General features: G+C 72.2%; 15 protein-coding genes. 8 read left to right on the forward strand and 7 right to left on the reverse strand.

What is annotated here, in order from left to right; all coding sequences use genetic code 11:
• The first annotated feature begins 161 nt into the window (after window positions 1-161).
• From AC0693_RS27850 to AC0693_RS27865, 4 genes are all read left to right on the forward strand, one after another.
• Window positions 162-455 carry a DUF503 domain-containing protein gene (locus AC0693_RS27850; RefSeq protein ID WP_356407747.1) on the forward strand — a complete coding sequence of 98 codons (294 nt, stop codon included), beginning with the start codon at window positions 162-164 and terminating at the stop codon, window positions 453-455.
• Window positions 456-481: 26 nt separating this feature from the next.
• Window positions 482-931: a 30S ribosome-binding factor RbfA gene (rbfA, locus tag AC0693_RS27855; RefSeq protein ID WP_356407744.1), complete on the forward strand. Its 450-nt coding sequence runs from the start codon at window positions 482-484 to the stop codon at window positions 929-931.
• Window positions 928-1,836, forward strand: coding sequence for a tRNA pseudouridine(55) synthase TruB (gene truB, locus AC0693_RS27860; protein WP_478803178.1), 909 nt, complete (start codon window positions 928-930; stop codon window positions 1,834-1,836). Before rbfA ends, truB begins: the two co-directional genes overlap by 4 nt.
• Window positions 1,837-2,171: 335 nt before the next feature.
• Window positions 2,172-3,128, forward strand: a complete 957-nt coding sequence (locus tag AC0693_RS27865; protein ID WP_356407738.1) for a bifunctional riboflavin kinase/FAD synthetase — start codon at window positions 2,172-2,174, stop codon at window positions 3,126-3,128.
• A 72-nt stretch (window positions 3,129-3,200) separates the two neighbouring features.
• Here the strand turns inward: AC0693_RS27865 and AC0693_RS27870 are convergent, their stop codons facing one another.
• The 3 genes from AC0693_RS27870 to eccE all read right to left on the reverse strand — a co-directional run bounded on the left by AC0693_RS27870 (window position 3,201) and on the right by eccE (window position 8,459).
• Window positions 3,201-6,041, reverse strand: coding sequence for an SCO5717 family growth-regulating ATPase (locus tag AC0693_RS27870; RefSeq protein ID WP_478803179.1), 2,841 nt, complete (start codon window positions 6,039-6,041; stop codon window positions 3,201-3,203).
• A 374-nt stretch (window positions 6,042-6,415) separates the two neighbouring features.
• Window positions 6,416-7,114: a hypothetical protein gene (locus AC0693_RS27875; protein ID WP_356407732.1), complete on the reverse strand. Its 699-nt coding sequence runs from the start codon at window positions 7,112-7,114 to the stop codon at window positions 6,416-6,418.
• A 13-nt stretch (window positions 7,115-7,127) separates the two neighbouring features.
• Entirely contained in the window at window positions 7,128-8,459 is a 1,332-nt protein-coding gene (eccE, locus tag AC0693_RS27880; RefSeq protein ID WP_469320365.1) for a type VII secretion protein EccE, read from the reverse strand.
• Between the two features lie 254 nt (window positions 8,460-8,713).
• Here eccE and eccB point away from each other — a divergent pair, with 254 nt between their 5' ends.
• From eccB to AC0693_RS27900, 4 genes are all read left to right on the forward strand, one after another.
• Window positions 8,714-10,318, forward strand: coding sequence for a type VII secretion protein EccB (gene eccB, locus AC0693_RS27885; RefSeq protein ID WP_469320364.1), 1,605 nt, complete (start codon window positions 8,714-8,716; stop codon window positions 10,316-10,318).
• Between the two features lie 50 nt (window positions 10,319-10,368).
• A complete protein-coding gene (mycP, locus tag AC0693_RS27890) occupies window positions 10,369-11,679 on the forward strand; it encodes a type VII secretion-associated serine protease mycosin (RefSeq protein ID WP_478803190.1) in 1,311 nt (436 codons plus the stop codon).
• Between the two features lie 123 nt (window positions 11,680-11,802).
• A complete protein-coding gene (locus tag AC0693_RS27895; RefSeq protein WP_469336952.1) occupies window positions 11,803-12,129 on the forward strand; it encodes a WXG100 family type VII secretion target in 327 nt (108 codons plus the stop codon).
• Window positions 12,130-12,177: 48 nt separating this feature from the next.
• Window positions 12,178-12,468 (forward strand): WXG100 family type VII secretion target, encoded by a 291-nt coding sequence (locus AC0693_RS27900; RefSeq protein WP_356407720.1) that lies wholly within the window; start codon window positions 12,178-12,180, stop codon window positions 12,466-12,468.
• Window positions 12,469-12,544: 76 nt separating this feature from the next.
• Here the strand turns inward: AC0693_RS27900 and AC0693_RS27905 are convergent, their stop codons facing one another.
• The 4 genes from AC0693_RS27905 to AC0693_RS27920 all read right to left on the reverse strand — a co-directional run bounded on the left by AC0693_RS27905 (window position 12,545) and on the right by AC0693_RS27920 (window position 16,134).
• Complete coding sequence (locus tag AC0693_RS27905) at window positions 12,545-12,778, reverse strand: DUF397 domain-containing protein (RefSeq protein ID WP_356407719.1); 234 nt, start codon at window positions 12,776-12,778, stop codon at window positions 12,545-12,547.
• A 79-nt stretch (window positions 12,779-12,857) separates the two neighbouring features.
• Window positions 12,858-14,120 (reverse strand): YrhB domain-containing protein, encoded by a 1,263-nt coding sequence (locus tag AC0693_RS27910; RefSeq protein WP_469336954.1) that lies wholly within the window; start codon window positions 14,118-14,120, stop codon window positions 12,858-12,860.
• Between the two features lie 10 nt (window positions 14,121-14,130).
• Window positions 14,131-14,439, reverse strand: coding sequence for a YrhB domain-containing protein (locus AC0693_RS27915; protein ID WP_469320362.1), 309 nt, complete (start codon window positions 14,437-14,439; stop codon window positions 14,131-14,133).
• 9 nt (window positions 14,440-14,448) lie between these two features.
• Window positions 14,449-16,134: a putative T7SS-secreted protein gene (locus tag AC0693_RS27920; protein ID WP_478803180.1), complete on the reverse strand. Its 1,686-nt coding sequence runs from the start codon at window positions 16,132-16,134 to the stop codon at window positions 14,449-14,451.

A 16,134-nucleotide genomic window follows, 5' to 3' on the forward strand; every position in this document is an offset into this window, starting at 1 on the left:
GCGGGGCGGTTCGCACCGTGTCGTAACAACGCAGTACCGGGGCCGGTCGGCGGAATATCCGTCGATCGGCCCCGGCCGTTGCGTGTACGGTTCTGGTGTCCCTGCCGAGCGACGGCCCGGCAGGTCGCCTAACCCGAACCGGCGGGACATCCGGCCACCGCATGTACGTGGGGACTCTGTCCTTCGATCTGCTCCTCGGCGATGTTCATTCGCTGAAGGAGAAACGCTCCGTCGTCCGGCCCATCGTCGCCGAGCTCCAGCGCAAGTTCTCTGTGAGCGCGGCCGAAGTGGGCGACCAGGACCTGCACCGCAGGGCCGAGATCGGGGTCGCTCTGGTGAGCGGGGACACGGGCTTTTTGTCGGACGTACTGGACCGCTGTGAGCGGCTGGTCGCGGCACGTCCGGAAGTGGAGCTGCTGTCGGTACGACGGCGGGTCCACGGTGATGACGACTGACTGCAAGAAAAGAAGGAGACGGACCAGTGGCCGACAACGCGCGCGCGAAGAAGCTGGCAGACCTCATCCGGGAGGTGGTCGCCCAGAAGCTCCAGCGTGGAGTCAAGGACCCGCGTCTCGGTACGCACGTGACGATCACCGACACCCGGGTCACCGGTGACCTGCGGGAGGCCACGGTCTTCTACACGGTGTACGGCGACGACGAGGACCGGGCCAGTGCGGCAGCCGGACTGGAGAGCGCCAAGGGCGTTCTGCGCTCGGCGGTCGGCCAGGCGGCCGGCACCAAGTTCACCCCCACGCTGACCTTCGTGGCGGACGCCCTGCCGGAGAACGCCAAGACCATCGAGGACCTCCTCGACAAGGTCCGCGCCTCCGACGCCCAGGTGCGCGAGGCGTCCTCGGGCGCCACGTTCGCCGGCGAGGCCGACCCGTACAAGAAGCCCGGCGAGGACGACGAGGACGCAGCCGCGGAATGAGCACCGACCGCACGCCCCCGCCGGACGGCCTTGTCATCGTCGACAAGCCGTCCGGCTTCACTTCGCACGACGTGGTCGCCAAGATGCGCGGGATCGCCAGGACCCGCCGCGTCGGCCACGCCGGCACGCTCGACCCGATGGCGACGGGCGTCCTCGTCCTGGGCGTCGAGAAGGCCACCAAGCTCCTCGGCCACCTCGCGCTGACCGAGAAGGAGTACCTCGGTACGATCCGCCTCGGCCAGAACACCCTGACCGACGACGCCGAGGGCGACCTCACCTCCTCCACGGACGCCTCCGGGGTCACCCGCGAGTCCGTGGACGAGGGCATCGCCAAGCTGTCCGGCGAGATCATGCAGGTCCCGTCCAAGGTCAGCGCCATCAAGATCAACGGCGTACGGTCCTACAAGCGCGCCCGTGACGGGGAGGACTTCGAGATCCCGGCCCGGCCGGTCACCATCTCCTCCTTCCAGGTCTACGACATGCGCGAGGCCGAGGCCGAGGACGGCACCAAGGTCGTCGACCTCGTCGTCTCCGTCGTCTGCTCCAGCGGTACGTACATCCGCGCCCTCGCGCGCGACCTGGGCGCCGACCTCGGCGTCGGCGGCCACCTCACCGCGCTGCGGCGCACCCGGGTGGGCCCGTACAAGCTGGACAAGGCGCGCACCCTGGACCAGCACCAGGAGGAGCTCACCGTCATGCCGATCGCCGACGCGGCGGCAGCGGCGTTCCCGCGCTGGGACCTCGACGCGCGGCGCGCCTCGCTGCTCGGCAACGGGGTACGGCTGGAGATGCCGGAGGAGTACCCGGTGGGCCGGACCGTCGCGGTCTTCGGGCCGCAGGGCACGCTCCTCGGGCTGGTGGAGAACAAGAACGGCAAGGCGAAGTCCCTGGCGGTCTTCGTCTGACGCCGTCCGGCGTCGTTCGACGTGGAGCGGTGAGCGCTCAGGAACTGCCGCTCACCGCTCCACGACCCCCCTCGGGTAGGTCTTTATCCACCCGGGCCCCCTTATTCACCCGTCCGGGCAGGCGCTCGGAGTGAAGAGAGGGAGTGAAGGGGGGGCGCTTTTGTATCGGGTCTCCGACGCGCTGGGCGGCCGGGCCGACGGCGAGGTGCCGTGGGGACTTTGACGTGCCCCTGACCTGAGCAAGATGCCGATGCGGGCCCCGGAGCAGCGGCATGGCAGTCTTAGACCTGCAATCCCTACGGGTACAACACGGGTTCGGGCGAGGAGCGGTCACAGTGCAGCGCTGGCGTGGCTTGGAGGACATCCCCCAGGACTGGGGACGCAGCGTCGTCACCATCGGCTCGTACGACGGTGTGCACCGGGGTCACCAGCTGATCATCGGACGAACGGTGGAGCGGGCGCGCGAACTGGGGGTGCCGGCCGTCGTCGTCACCTTCGACCCGCACCCCAGCGAGGTCGTGCGCCCCGGCAGCCACCCCCCGCTGCTGGCCCCGCACCACCGGCGCGGCGAACTGATGGCCGAGCTGGGCGTCGACGCCCTGCTGGTGCTGCCCTTCACGGCGGAGTTCTCACAGCTGTCCCCGGCCGACTTCATCGTCAAGGTCCTGGTCGACAAGCTGCACGCGCGCGCCGTCATCGAGGGTCCGAACTTCCGCTTCGGCCACCGGGCCGCCGGGAACGTCGCCTTCCTCACCGAGCTGGGCGCGACCTACGACTACGAGGTCGAGGTCATCGACCTCGTCGTGCGCGGCGCGGCGGGCGGCGGCGAGGCCTTCTCCTCCACGCTCGTGCGCCGCCTGGTCGCCGAGGGCGACATGGAGGGCGCGGCCGAGATCCTCGGCCGGCCGCACCGGGTCGAGGGCGTCGTGGTGCGCGGCGCCCAGCGCGGCCGGGAGCTGGGCTATCCGACGGCGAACGTCGAGACCCTGCCGCACACGGCGATCCCGGCCGACGGCGTGTACGCGGGCTGGCTGACGGCCGACGGCGAGCGGATGCCCGCGGCCATCTCGGTGGGCACGAACCTCCAGTTCGACGCGACCGAGCGGACGGTCGAGGCGTACGCCATCGACCGCGTGGGCCTCGACCTCTACGGTCTGCACGTGACCGTCGACTTCCTCGCCTACGTGCGGGGGATGGCGAAGTTCGAGTCGCTGGACGGGCTGCTGGAGGCGATCGCGGACGACGTGAAGCGGGCGCGGGTGCTGACGGACGTGTACGACGCGCAGCGCTGAGCGGAGCGCTCGGGTGAACGGGTGAGGGCCCGTACCGTCCTTGGACGGTACGGGCCCTCACCCGTTCGGGCGTTACCGGCGCGGGTCCTGCGGCGGCGCCGGCGGCGGCTGCTGCGCCGGCGGCTGCTGGGGCCAGCCCTGGCCGGGCTGCGGCTGGTGCGGCTGCTGCGGGGGGTAGGGCTGGCCGTAGGGCTGCGGGGGCTGCTGCTGGGGTTGGTGGGGCTGCTGAGGTTGCGCGGGCTGCTGGGGTGCGTACGGCTGCTGCTGCGGCTGGCCGTACGGGCTGTGCGGCGGGTACGGGTAGGGCTGCTGCGGGGCCTGCGGGGCCGGGGCCGTCTGGGGTCCGCCCTGCCAGTGCGGCTGCGGCTGGGACTGCTGGGCGCGGACGAAGTCCTCGGCGACGAGGGCCGAGAGGTTGAAGTACGCCTCGCGCGTCTTGGGCCGCATCATGTCGAGGTCCACCTCGGCGCCGGCCGACAGGTGCTCGTCGAAGGGCACCACGACCACCCCGCGGCAGCGGGTCTCGAAGTGCTGGACGATGTCCTCGACCTTGATCATCTTGCCGGTCTCGCGGACCCCCGAGATGACGGTGATCGAGCGCGAGACCAGGTCCGCGTAGCCGTGGGCGGAGAGCCAGTCGAGCGTGGTGCTGGCGCTGCTCGCGCCGTCGACGGACGGCGTGGAGATGATGATCAGCTGATCGGCCAGGTCCAGGACCCCGCGCATCGCGGAGTAGAGGAGCCCGGTGCCCGAGTCCGTCAGGATGATCGGGTACTGGCGGCCCAGCGTCTCGATCGCGCGCCGGTAGTCCTCGTCGTTGAAGGTCGTGGACACGGCCGGGTCCACGTCGTTGGCGATGATCTCCAGCCCGGACGGGGCCTGCGAGGTGAACCGCCGGATGTCCATGTAGGAGTTCAGGTACGGGATCGCCTGGACGAGGTCGCGGATCGTCGCCCCCGTCTCGCGCCGCACGCGGCGCCCGAGGGTGCCGGCGTCCGGGTTCGCGTCGATCGCGAGGATCTTGTCCTGGCGCTCGGTGGCCAGGGTCGCGCCGAGGGCGGTGGTGGTCGTGGTCTTCCCCACGCCGCCCTTGAGGCTGATGACGGCGATGCGGTAGCAGGACATGACCGGGGTACGGATCAGCTCCAGCTTGCGCTGCCGCTCCGCCTCCGCCGCCTTGCCGCCGAACCGGAAGAGGGACGAGGCGCCGCCGGAGCCGCCCGAGCGGTTGCTCTTCGGCTTCTGCTTGGTGCGCAGGAGGCGGTCGGAGGACAGCTCCACGGCGGCCGTGTAGCCGAGCGGGGCGCCGCCGCCGGGGGAGGCCGACGCGTAGCGGGGATCCTGCGGGCCGGGCGCGCCGGGGCCACCCGGGCCGGGGCCACCCGGGCCACCGGGGCCGGGCTGCGGCCACTGCTGGCCGAGCCGGGGGTCGCCCTGCGGGGGCGCCTGCGGGGTGTGCGGGGGCTGGGGTGCCTGCTGCGTCGGGTGCGGGGCCTGCTGCGGGGCCTGCTGACCCCACGGGGCGCCGGGCTGGGGCGGGTTGGGGGCGGCCGGGTAGCCGTAGCCCTGCGGGGCGCTGGGCGCCGGCGTCGGAGCCTGCGGCGCATGCGGTGCGGGGGCCGGGGGATAGCCGTACCCCTCCTGCGGTGCCGGAGCGGGCCGGTCGTCCCCGTACGAGGGGAACGCGGGCGGCAGCGGCGGCAGTTCGCCGGAGGCGGCGGGCGCCATGGGTGCGCCGGACGCGGACCACGGCGGCGCGGGAACGGCGTCCCGCGGCTCGTCGGCGGCCGGGAACGGTGCCCTCCCGTCGCCCGTCGGGGCGTGGCCGGGAGCCGCGGGGTACGGCGTGGGCGCGTCGCCGGTGGGCGCGTGGCCGGACGCGGGAGCGGAGGCCGCTCCGGGCGCGCTCCGGTAGGGGTCGGGGACGGCCTCCGTGGACGCCGGGTGGGCCGCCGGGGCGGCGGCCTCGGCCGCGCCGGGGTCCTCGGACGCGCTCGCGGGGGCGGATCCGGCCGCTCCCGCCGACGCGTCCGGCTCCGGGACGGCCGTCGGGGCCGTGGCGCCATCGGCCTCCGTACCCGGGACGGGCGAAGCGGGGGCGGGGTCCGCCGGGTGCGGTGCGTCCGCGCCGGAGGACGGTACGGACACGCCCTCGGCGGGGGTGGCACCGGGACCGCGGCCCGCGCCGGGACCATCCGGGAACGCGCTCGCCGCGTCGCCCGAAGGGGTGAAACCGGGAGCACCGGCGTCGGTGTACGGCGCCGGGGCGTCCGCGGCCGGGGCGGCGTACGGCGCGCCCGCACCGGCACCGGCCTCCTGGCCCGCCGCCGAAGCGGTGGTGGCGGGGAACGGCGTACCGACGCCCTCGGCCGGGGCGGAGCCGCCCGAGCCCGGCGTCGCAGCGGGCGCGCCGGGGTACGGCGTACCGGCGCCCGGGGCCGTACCCGCCGCGCCGGAGAACGGCGTACCCGCGCCCCCCGCACCGGAGGAGCCGCCCGCATCCGCGGACGGAACCGCACCGGGGCCCGCATCAGTACCGGCACCGGCAACCGCGCCGGAGCCACCCGTGCCCGCTGTGCCCTCGGCGTCCGCATCCGCACCGGGAACGCGCGCCGCCGGGAACGGGGAGCCCCCGGGCGGCGTTTCGGCCGGCCCGGAAGAGGCGGGCCGGGACGGGACCGGGGCGATCCGCATCGTCGACGGGGACGTGACATCGCCCGGCCGGTGGGGTTCGAAGCCGCTGCCCGCCGGGAGGCCAGGCGGGGTCGGGCCCGCCGGGGCGTCCTGCGTATACCAGGCCGGCGGGGTGTAGTCGATGGTGAACTCGCCCGTCACATCGGGCTCCGCGTCGGACTGATCGTCCGTCGGGACGTCCCACGTCCCGCCGCGGCTCTCGTTCCGATCGCCGTTCACTGGTCCTCCTGGTCTGGTCGAGCACTGGTCCGGCGGCCCCCATCGGCACCGCGCCCACCGTCAGCCTAATCGCGCCCGGGACCGGCCCCCCGACCCGGCCCGCCGCTGGTACGGACCCGGTACACAGCCCGGCCGCCCCCGGACCCGGCCCGGCCGTCCGACGCGTCCCACCGGCCACACCGCCCGGGAAGGCCGACGGGAGGGCCCGCGCGAACGTCCCGGAAAACACCGCCCCGGAACGCCCCGACCGGCGTGACGAGGAGCATCCCCCGCACCCGCTCACCCCACGCTTGCCCGCCCCGCACCCGCCGCAAGCCCGCACACCGTCCCGGCCCGCCAACCCGGCCCCGGAGGCCGGCCCCGCACGCCCCGGTTCAGTCGATCCGCCGCGCCGGCCCCAGCAGACCCGTCTCCGCGTCCGTGCCCTGCGTCATGACGAACTGCCGGTCCCGCGGCGTGCACCACAGCGTCACGCCGTCACCCAGCGTCGGCAGCGACTCCACCGCACCCCGCGGCAGGTGCATCAGCCGCCCGATCTGCGCCGCCTCGTCGGGCGACACACGCTGCACCCCCACCAGCGAGGACTGCTGGAGCAGCCGCGGCGCGGTCGGGCTCAGGTACGGCAGCAGGGTCAGCACCGACTGCCACGGCCCGGCCACCACCCGGCCGCGCGGCGGCCGCATCCCGCAGTCCCGGATCACCAGGACGGGGCTGCCGGCCGACGCCCCCTGCGGGGGCACCCGGCCCACCTCGTGCAGGGTCACGCACTGCTGTCCGCCGCCCGCGGCCTGCGCCAGCCCGGACCAGACCTGCGCGCGCCCGGTCTCCACCGCGACCCGCGCCCCGGTCGCCGCCGCGCGCAGCGCCAGCACCTGGGCCGTCCACAGGCCGCCGATGAGCGTGACCTCGTACGGCGTGGGGCGGTTGACGCCGAGCACCGCCGGACGGTTCTCGGCGTCCACGCCGATGACCACTCCGTCGTCCCCGATCGGCAGGGCCAGTGCGTCGAGGTCCGCGGCGGGCATCGCGTGCCGCTCCCGGCGCGGACCGACCAGCCCGTATCCCACTCTCATCGTGATCCCGTCCTCATCGTGCGCCTCCCAGCGGCAGCGAAGCCAGTACGCCCGGCAGCTGTTCGCGGTCCAGCCGGACCAGGCCGGTGCGCACCCCGCGCGCCGTGGTCTCCAGCGCCCGGCGCGCAGCGACCAGTTCCTCGTCGCTGCGCCCGGTGATCCGGACGTGCCCGGTCAGGGTCACCCCGTGCCGCTCCGCCGGGGCCAGCGTGAGGCTGAAGTTGGTGGCCAGCGCGGGCAGCGAGGTCAGCAGGGCCACGAACTGCGGCAGCGGCGCGGCGCCGCCGCCCAGCTGCGGCCAGCGCGAGATCCAGTACGTCGTGTGCCGCCGGTCGTCGCAGCGCCAGGTCCGCGGGGTCTCCTCGGTGCGCCGCCCGGGCGTGCCCGAGCGGCCGGCGGCACGGCCCGCCTGGGTGATCGCCATCGGGTTCGCGCAGGAGGAGGTCGCCAGCGCGGCCGTCAGCTCCTGCTCGGTCAGGACCGTGGCCCGGAACCCGGCGCCGGCGAGGCGGCTGGCCAACTGGTCGGCCGCCCGCACCACACAGCGCTGCGCGCCCGCCAGGCCGCCGCCGCGGGCGGCGACCGCCTCCGGGCACAGTTCGGGGTCGAGCTTGAGGGCGATCCACGTGAGGCGCACGGCCGGCGCACCCGTCAGGGCCTGCAGGGGCGCGTAGTTGCGGGTGGCCATCGACTGGGCGGGCAGGTGCGGCGCGGGCGCGGGCTGGGTGTGCTGCACCAGCTGCGCCGACTCCAGCCGGATGCCGTCCACTTCGAGGATGTCCCGGACGATGCCGAGCGGCAGCGGGCGCGCGGAGCGGTCGGGGCGCAGCGCGGTCGCGTCCGTGTCCACCTGGACGACCGCCGTCAGGAAGGTCCCGTCGCCGATCATGCCGACCGGGCGGCGGTCGCGGTCGCTGAACGTGAGGGTCCGCAGGGCCGGATCGGCCTCGACGAGCGGAGCCAGGCCGGGCTCCGTGCCGGCGGGCACGGAGGAGGAGGCGGCCCGGCGGCGCCGGGCGCGCAGCGCGAGCGCGGTGCCGATCCACTCGGGCAGCGAGCGCTGGTGCCTGCGGACGACGGCCAGCAGGAGGAGTACGGCCGCCACCACGCCGGCGGGCACCAGCAGCAGGGGGTCCACGACCCAGGCGACGAGCAGCACGGCGGCCGCGACCTGGAGCAGGACCAGCTGTTGCAATCGGAACGGTCCGAACCGCCCCGGCGTCGACCGGGTGTGCGGCGTCACGCCCGAAGCGCCGCCGGCACTCCCCGTGTTCTGCCGGGCGGGCGCTGCTGCGGGCGCCGGTGCGGCCCCGGCGGCCCGCCGTCCCCTCGCGGTCGTCCTCACTCGCGGACCTCCCCTTCCCGGGGCCAGACCCCGTGAGTTCCGGCCGCGCGGCACCTGCCCGCGTAGCCCCGGAATCTCCCCTAACCACCCCAACAAGCCCTGATTACCCCGGTACGGAAGGCACGGAGCGGCGTCCTCACCCTACCCGGCCCCTGCGCACCCTCCGTCAACAGGCATAGTAGGTGCCCGGTCCGACAATCGAGGCCCGGGGACCGGACTCACCGACCGGGCCGTGCGGGGAGAAGCAGGCGGTCATGGCATCACGACGCGATGAGCTGAACGCGTACACCTTTGCGAAGCGGCGCACCGTGGCCGCGTTCCTCCAGCCGTCCGCCACCGGCACCGAGGAGGGCGCGCCGCGCCCCCTGCGCGCGGCCGTGCCGGGCCTGGTGGTGGGAGCGCTGATCCTCGCGGCCTTCGGCGCGTGGGGCATGTTCAAGTCCCAGGCCCCCAAGGGATGGGCGGACCCCGGCGCGAACGTCATCGTCGGCAAGGACTCCACGACCCGCTACGTGGTCCTCACCACGAAGAGCGGCGGCACGACGCAGACCCGGCTGCACCCGGTGCTCAACCTCGCCTCGGCCCGCCTGCTCCTGGACCCGGACAAGTTCAAGGTCATCCAGGTCGCCGACAAGCTCCTCGACGGCGGCAAGCCCCCGCGCGGCCCGATCATCGGCATCCCCTACGCCCCGGACCGGCTGCCCGCGCCGGGCGACGCGGGCAAGGCCAAGCGCTGGGCCGTCTGCCAGCAGCCCGGTGGCAACGGGCACGGCGTGCAGACCGCCACCTTCGTCCTCGCCGACCGCGAGGCCTCCCGGCTGGACGACGCCCGCCGGGTCGCGGACGGCCAGGTGCTGTACGTGCAGAGCACCGGCCCGGCCAAGGAGCGCTTCCTGGTCGACGCCGCGGGGACGAAGTACAGGTTCCCCGAGGGCGCGGCCGGCGGCCAGGGCGCCTCCGACGCGCAGAAGCTCACCAACGCCCTGGTCGGCAGCGGCACTCCGCAGCAGGTCACCGACCAGTGGCTGGCGACGCTGAAGCCGGGGGAGGACCTCTCCTTCCCCCAGCTGCCCGGCGCGGCGGGCGCGGACGCGGGGGTCCCGGGGCTGAGCACCGCCGACAACCGGGTCGGCATGGTGCTGCGCGCGGTCACCGGCTCCGGCCCGCAGCACTACGTGGTCCTGCCCGGCAAGGTCGCCCCGGTCACCGACTTCGTCGCCTGGCTGCTCATCAACGCGCCCGCCACCGACAAGCTCAACATGACCGGCAAGGCGCGCGAGGTCGACCTGCAGTCCCTCACCCCGGACACCGTCCCCTTCAAGGGCGACGCCCGCTGGCCCGCGAAGAAGTCCGCGCAGATCAACCGGACCCCCGTACCGGGCACCCCCGCCCCCGCCGCCGGTTCCGGGCAGAGCCCCGACCGGGACACCGTCTGCAACGTCCTGCGCTCGGTCGACGGCCAGGGCAACCAGACGATGAGCACCTGGGCGGGCACCGGCTACCCCATCGACATCACCGCGAGCGGCACCAGCGCCTACGTCACCCCCGGTTCGGGACTCCTCTACACCCAGACCCAGGGCAACCAGGGCACCGCCGGCGGCACCCTGTTCCTGGTGACCGACACCGGCCTGCGCTACGCCGTCCAGGCCAACGGGGACAGCGACGCCGAGCACTCGAAGATCGGGGCCGCCGACCCGAAGGCGAAGGGCTCCGACGGCCGCCCCGAAGCCAGCCAGGCGCAGATCCGGCTGGGCTACGCGAACGTCGTACCGTCCCTGGTGCCGATCGCGTGGTCCGAGTTCCTGTCGAAGGGACCCCGCCTGGACACCAACGCCGCCCGCCAGCCCCAGGGTTCGTGAGGACGCCGATGCCGATGCCGAGCCTCACGCAGATGCCGATGCAGATGCCGATGCGCGCCGCGCACACGCCCGCCGAGGTGCCCGCCGCGCGCCCGCAGCCGCGGTACCGCCGGGCCGCGCTCCGCGCCACCGCCCTCGCCCTGACGGGCGCGGCGGCCCTGACCACGGCGGGGGCCGCCGCCGCTCTCGCGGGCCCCGCTGCCGCCACTCCCGCCCCCGCCGTCCGGCTCGCGGGCGCGGGGGAGTGCACCTTCCCCATGAAGAAGCAGATCGCGGACCGGCCGTGGGCGCTCCAGCGCCTGCTGCTCGACGCGCTGTGGGTGAAGACCAAGGGGAAGGGCGTGCGGGTCGCGGTCATCGACACCGGCGTCGACCGGGTCAACCCGCAGCTGGCCTCCGCCGTCGACGTCGGCGCGGGCAAGGACTACATCGACCCCAAGGGCGGCGACGGGACGAACGACACCGTCGGCCACGGCACCAAGGTGGCCGGCCTGATCGCGGCCCGGCCGCAGGAGGGCACCGGCTTCGTCGGCCTCGCCCCCGAGGCCACGATCATCCCGATCCGCCAGAACGACGACAGGGAAACCGGCAAGGCCGACACCCTGGCCGCCGCGATCCGGCACGCGATCGCCCAGAAGGCCCAGGTCATCAACATCTCGCAGGACACCACCGTCCCGGTGGCCGAGGAGTCCGACCTCGGCAAGGCCGTCCGCGAGGCCGTGGCCGCCGACATCGTCGTGGTCGCCTCCGCGGGCAACGACGGCATGGACGGGCAGAAGCGCAAGACCTACCCGGCGGCCTTCCCCGGCGTCCTCGCCGTCGCCTCCGTGGACCGCAACAACGAGCGGGCCGCCTTCTCCCAGCCCGGTGCCTTCGTCGGCGTCGCGGCGCCCGGCGTCGACATGGTTTCCACCGTCCCCGGCTTCGGCCAGTGCGTCGACAACGGCACCAGCTTCTCCGCGCCCTACGTCGCCGGCCTCGCGGCCCTGCTCCGCGCCCAGAACCCCAAGTGGACCGCCCCGCAGGTCATCTGGCAGATCGAGCAGTCCGCCGAGCGCGCCGTCAACGGGCGGGACGACTACGTCGGCTGGGGCGTGGTCGACCCGGTCCGCGCCGTCGCGACCGACAGCGCCACCCCGCCCGCGGGGCCCCCGACCGCCGACCCGGGCCCGCCGCCCGCGGCAGCGCCCGAGGCCGCCCCGCTGGTCCTGGCAGAGACTTCCCAGGAGCGCCAGGCGCGGGTCGGGACGTACGCTCTCGGGATCGGGGCCGTCCTCATCGCCGTCATCGCCGGTACGGCGGCGGTGGCCCGGGAGACACGTCGCAGAAGGCGCCAAGCGGGGCCAAGTGCCCTGTCCTAGACCGGAGTACGGCTTTGCACTCCGTGAATCCGGCGGCCCGGCGGACATAGTTGTTGGGCCTGTCGTATGAAGTAGCTACAGTGTCAATGGACTTCACAAGTGTGATGACGGGAGAGAACCGACATGGTGATGAACCTTCAAGTCGATGACGAGAAGAAGGTCAAGCTCGCAGATGAGATCAACACGTTCCACACTGATCTCTCGGGTCGCATCAACCGGCTGAACGACGTCGTCGACCGCATCCAGGCCGGCTGGCAGGGTGCCGCCAGCAAGGAGTACGACGTACTCCAGCGCGGCGTCAACGAGAACATGAACAAGATCAAGCAGCGCCTGATCGAGCTGGAAGACGCCATGCGCATGAGCGTCAAGGGCTTCACCGCCCAGGAGCAGGAGCGCATCGCCGAGATCCGCAAGGTCAACGGCAACACCAGCTCCATCCTCGGCGTCTGACACACGCCCGCACGGCAGCAACGAACCACAACGGGAGGGAAGACAGCGATGTCACTCGCAGTCAATTACGACACCGTCGCGACCGCCGCGTCCGACGTGCGCACCACCAGCTCGCAGCTCAGCCACGGGCTCGAGAACCTCATGGGCAAGGTGAAGGCCGTCGCCGAGAGCTGGCAGGGTGAGGCCAAGACGGCCTACCTGGAGATCCAGCGCGACGTCACCACCAACATGGACCAGATGAACGCGAAGCTGGGCAACATCGCGAACCTGCTCGACAGCTCGCTCGTCGGCTACCAGGACACCGACAAGGGCAACGCGACGCGCTTCCGGATGGTCTGACCGTTCCGGCCCCGGACATGAGGGAGGGGCCCGCGCACTCGGTGCGCGGGCCCCTCCCGTACGTCCGGCCACGGTCCTACCGGAGGTCGAACTCCCCGTCGCGCGCCCCGAGGACGAAGGCAGTCCACTCCGCCTCGGTGTAGCGCAGCACGGTCCCCGGATCGAGCGAGGAGCGCATCGCCACCGCCCCGTCGGGCAGGTGCGCGATCTCGACCCGCTCCTCGTGCTCCTCGGTCCCCGGAGCGCTGATCCACTCGACACCCGAAATGTCCAGGGCGTACAGCGCGTCCTTCTCGTGTGTGTCAGCCATCGGCACGAATTCCCTTCGGCGGTGCGGGTGGTCACTGCGCGGCCACTCCCCGCATCGTACGTGCGCCCCGCCCCACCCGTCAGCGGTACCGCACCACCCGCACCGCGGACTCCCGGAGCCCGGCGAGGTCCGTGAACTCCTCGGCTGAACCGTCGACGAGTCCCAGTGCGCCGGCAATTGTCCGGAAGCCCGTGAGCAACAGCCCGGTCGATTCCCGCCCGCGCCCGTCGCGCCTGCGCACCCATACGAGCGCCCGGCCTCCGGCCGGCAGCTCGGTCAGCGCCGCCAAGGAGTCGACGACTGTCGGGTGCGAGGTCACGGAGATCTCCTCCCCCAGTTCGCGCACCGTGGAGGCGTACCAGGCGGCCGGACCGGGCTGGGGTGGCGCCGGGACAGACTCTCCACGGTCCCATGCTGCGAACCAGCCCCACGGGTCGGAATTCGGCAGCAGGAACGGCTCACCTCGCCCCTTCGGCACCACCACGGCCGCGTCGACCATCGCATCCCGCCAGTCGCCGTGCCGCAGATGAGCGGAGGTGTCCATGGAGAAAAGCCAGCCCCGTGCCGTTTCGTCCCGGGCATCCGGCTCCACCAACTCGACGGGCTCGCGGTACGTCCGAAGGAGCCAGTCCTCGGCTTTGCGCCGTGCGGACCCGAAATCCAGTGCAGCCCCCCGGACGTCGGGCGCTGTCCGCGCGAAGACGAGTTCCAGGACACCTTCCGCTTCCAGCCGCCCGAGGCCTCCGGCCATCGCGTCCAGGAACATCACGTCGCCCGCATTGTTGTGCACATACAGCAGGTGCCCACTGATCTCGACCCCGCCGATCGCCCGACGCACCCACACCACGCCCTGGGTGTCCGGTCCGGTCTCCTGGGCCTGTCGGATCACCTCCGCCCAGTTGGCGCAGGGGATTTGTTCGGCCTGTGGGAAATACTGATGCAGCAGGGATTCCCACCATCCGGGCGCCTCGTGCATGGGCTGCCAGGGCAACGGACTGGCCGGGGCCCCCGAGATGGATGTGCTCACCGCCACCACGCATCCCCGGGAGTTCAGCCGTCGCGCCTGATTCCGGGGATCCCTGCCTGCGGGTGAACGCGCGTAGGCGGCTGCATCCCCCAAGGGGTTGTCGGAGGCGGGATGGAACGGCGTCCCCCCGTCCTTGGGTACGACGACGGAGGCCGCAAGCATGGGCGCCGTCGGACGACCGGGCTCCGTAGCCATCCGGCAGGCAAACAGCCAGGTACCGGAATTCTCGTTGACGGGGCGGGCGCAGGCGAGTTCGACCAGGCCCCCGTAAGTGCCGTTCAGCCAGCGCAGCGCCAGATCCTCAGGAGCGGTCATCGTCAACCCTCTAGTTCTTGGGGTGGGGCCAGTCGCCTGCTGCGAGCCGGTCGAGATACGCGCCGACCGAGAGGTGGGTGGGCGGAAGGTGGGGCGGGGAGCCGTCCTTCGGGACGATGAGCACCCGAGTGAACGGTGCGTATGCCAGATTCCCGGTATCAAGGTGTTCCTGGGAGTCGAATCGCACACACCAGGCGATGGGATGCTCGAAAGAAAGCTCGGGTTGCAGCACGATCGTGTAGTGCATTCCGCCGGCGTCGAAGAATTTCTTCAAGAAGGGTTGAGCAATTTCAAATGCTTCGATCTGAGAAAGTGGCATGTGTTATTCCTAGTTGTACGGAATGTGGCCGATTCGGGCCGCGTCCTCAAGTGTGGCAAGTGTCCCGCTCTGTCCGTCCAGAAACACTACGCCATATTTGGTATTCACTGCGTTGAAGACGTGGGCACTTCCGTCGGAGCGTGAGAGGTAGACGACGCTCCGCGCGTCGGCACCACGTTTCTCGAGGTCGCGAACGATGTCGTCGTAGCTGTCGACCCAGTCGTAGTCTCCTGCCGCTCTTCCCTCGATCCCAAGAGCCTCTGGTGGGACATGCTGCGGATGGACCCTGGGCGCCGCGGACACTTCGGCGCCGTCCAGTCTTTCGTTCAGGGTCACCACGTTGTGCGAGCAATTGTTCGTATATCCGGGGTGGCCGGTATGGTTGAGGTCCCGGAGCCAGGGGAACTGGTCGTCGATGAAAGCGTCGGCGTCAGCCTGTGAAACGGAGTCGGCGTGAATGGATTTCTCCGGCACCTCGTCCGTTGATTTGGCAAGGTCCTTCCATTCGGTTGGTGTGCCTGACGCGCCGCGTGACGTGGACGCGGACTTCGCCGCGCTCTCCCCTACCGCCTCCGTACCTTCTTCAGCGAGCCGCATTCCCGTGCGTGCTCCGCCGAGGCCCTTCGTGCCGATCAGCTCGGGGATGAGGCGGCCGACGCCTTCGGCGGGATCGTCTTTGAAGCTGTCGATGAGGCTGCTGGGGATGCGTTCGGGGTGGGCGGTCGTGGAGACCAGGCCCGCCAGCGTCGTGCTGACGTTCCGGACGAACGCGGCGGGGTGGGTCACGTTGTACGGGTCGATGGGGTTGAGGCCGCGGACGAAATCGACGATGCCCGCGGTGCCTTTCATAATTCCGCCGAGAACGTGGTTCAGCTCGAAACCTTCGGCGACGCCGTAGTCGGCGACGTTCAGGCCGGCCCGCTCCAGGGCGGACGGTTCTACGGGAGCCTGTTCCGTCGCGGCCTCGATCGCACGCTGCGCCGCGATCGCCGCCTCGTCACGCTGACGGCGGGCCTCGGTGAGGATCTCCTGCGCCCTTGCCCGATCAGCCGCCCCTGGATCGCTGAAAGGCGGCGGGGGCGGCCCCGGGTCGCGGTCCGCTCTGATGTCCGTGTTGTAGGAGTCGATCTTTCCGTTGTAGGCGTTGGTTGCGTCCAGGGAGGCCTTCTTGCCCCGCTTGTACGCGTCGATGGCCTGCTGAGCCTGCTGCTGCGCCCACTCGATCGTATCCGCGTACCGGGTCAGCACCCGATCGGCGGTCCCACAGGCGTCAGCGGCCTTTAGCCACTGGGCGGGGTGGGTCTGGAACTTTTGCCGGAACGCGTCGGCTGCTTCACCCCTCCAGCGTTCCGAGTCCAGGGCGCGCATGCCCTGGCCGACCCGATCGAACGCGGCCTGGAAATCGGTGAAGTGCTTGGCCGACTCCCGGATCCTGGTCGCAGAACCGTGGAGTAGCTCGTCAGCCTGCTCGCTCTCGCCGAGCTGTTGCTCGCGCACGGTCGCCCCGAGATCGGAGGCAACACCGTCGCCCCAATCCTCGACCTCATCGGCCCAGTCGTGCGCGCCGACGTAATCCAGCATTCCGCCGAAGGCGTCGGTGCTCTGGTCGATGACCTCGCCCGCAGCCTTCTTGCCGGCCTCCCACCCCTTCTCGAGGTTGTCGAGACCCTTGTTGGCGAGAGCACTCCAGTCCAC

Source organism: Streptomyces sp. NPDC043876 (genome assembly GCF_056435825.1).

Coding starts and splice junctions, on each gene's coding strand:
- eccB (WP_469320364.1), top strand. CDS start 8,714: ATGGCATCACGACGCGATGAGCTGAACGCGTACACCTTTGCGAAGCGG.
- AC0693_RS27850 (WP_356407747.1), top strand. CDS start 162: ATGTACGTGGGGACTCTGTCCTTCGATCTGCTCCTCGGCGATGTTCAT.
- AC0693_RS27915 (WP_469320362.1), bottom strand. CDS start 14,439: ATGCCACTTTCTCAGATCGAAGCATTTGAAATTGCTCAACCCTTCTTG.
- AC0693_RS27875 (WP_356407732.1), bottom strand. CDS start 7,114: ATGAGAGTGGGATACGGGCTGGTCGGTCCGCGCCGGGAGCGGCACGCG.
- mycP (WP_478803190.1), top strand. CDS start 10,369: ATGCGCGCCGCGCACACGCCCGCCGAGGTGCCCGCCGCGCGCCCGCAG.
- AC0693_RS27905 (WP_356407719.1), bottom strand. CDS start 12,778: ATGGCTGACACACACGAGAAGGACGCGCTGTACGCCCTGGACATTTCG.
- AC0693_RS27900 (WP_356407720.1), top strand. CDS start 12,178: ATGTCACTCGCAGTCAATTACGACACCGTCGCGACCGCCGCGTCCGAC.
- AC0693_RS27895 (WP_469336952.1), top strand. CDS start 11,803: ATGGTGATGAACCTTCAAGTCGATGACGAGAAGAAGGTCAAGCTCGCA.
- truB (WP_478803178.1), top strand. CDS start 928: ATGAGCACCGACCGCACGCCCCCGCCGGACGGCCTTGTCATCGTCGAC.
- AC0693_RS27910 (WP_469336954.1), bottom strand. CDS start 14,120: ATGACCGCTCCTGAGGATCTGGCGCTGCGCTGGCTGAACGGCACTTAC.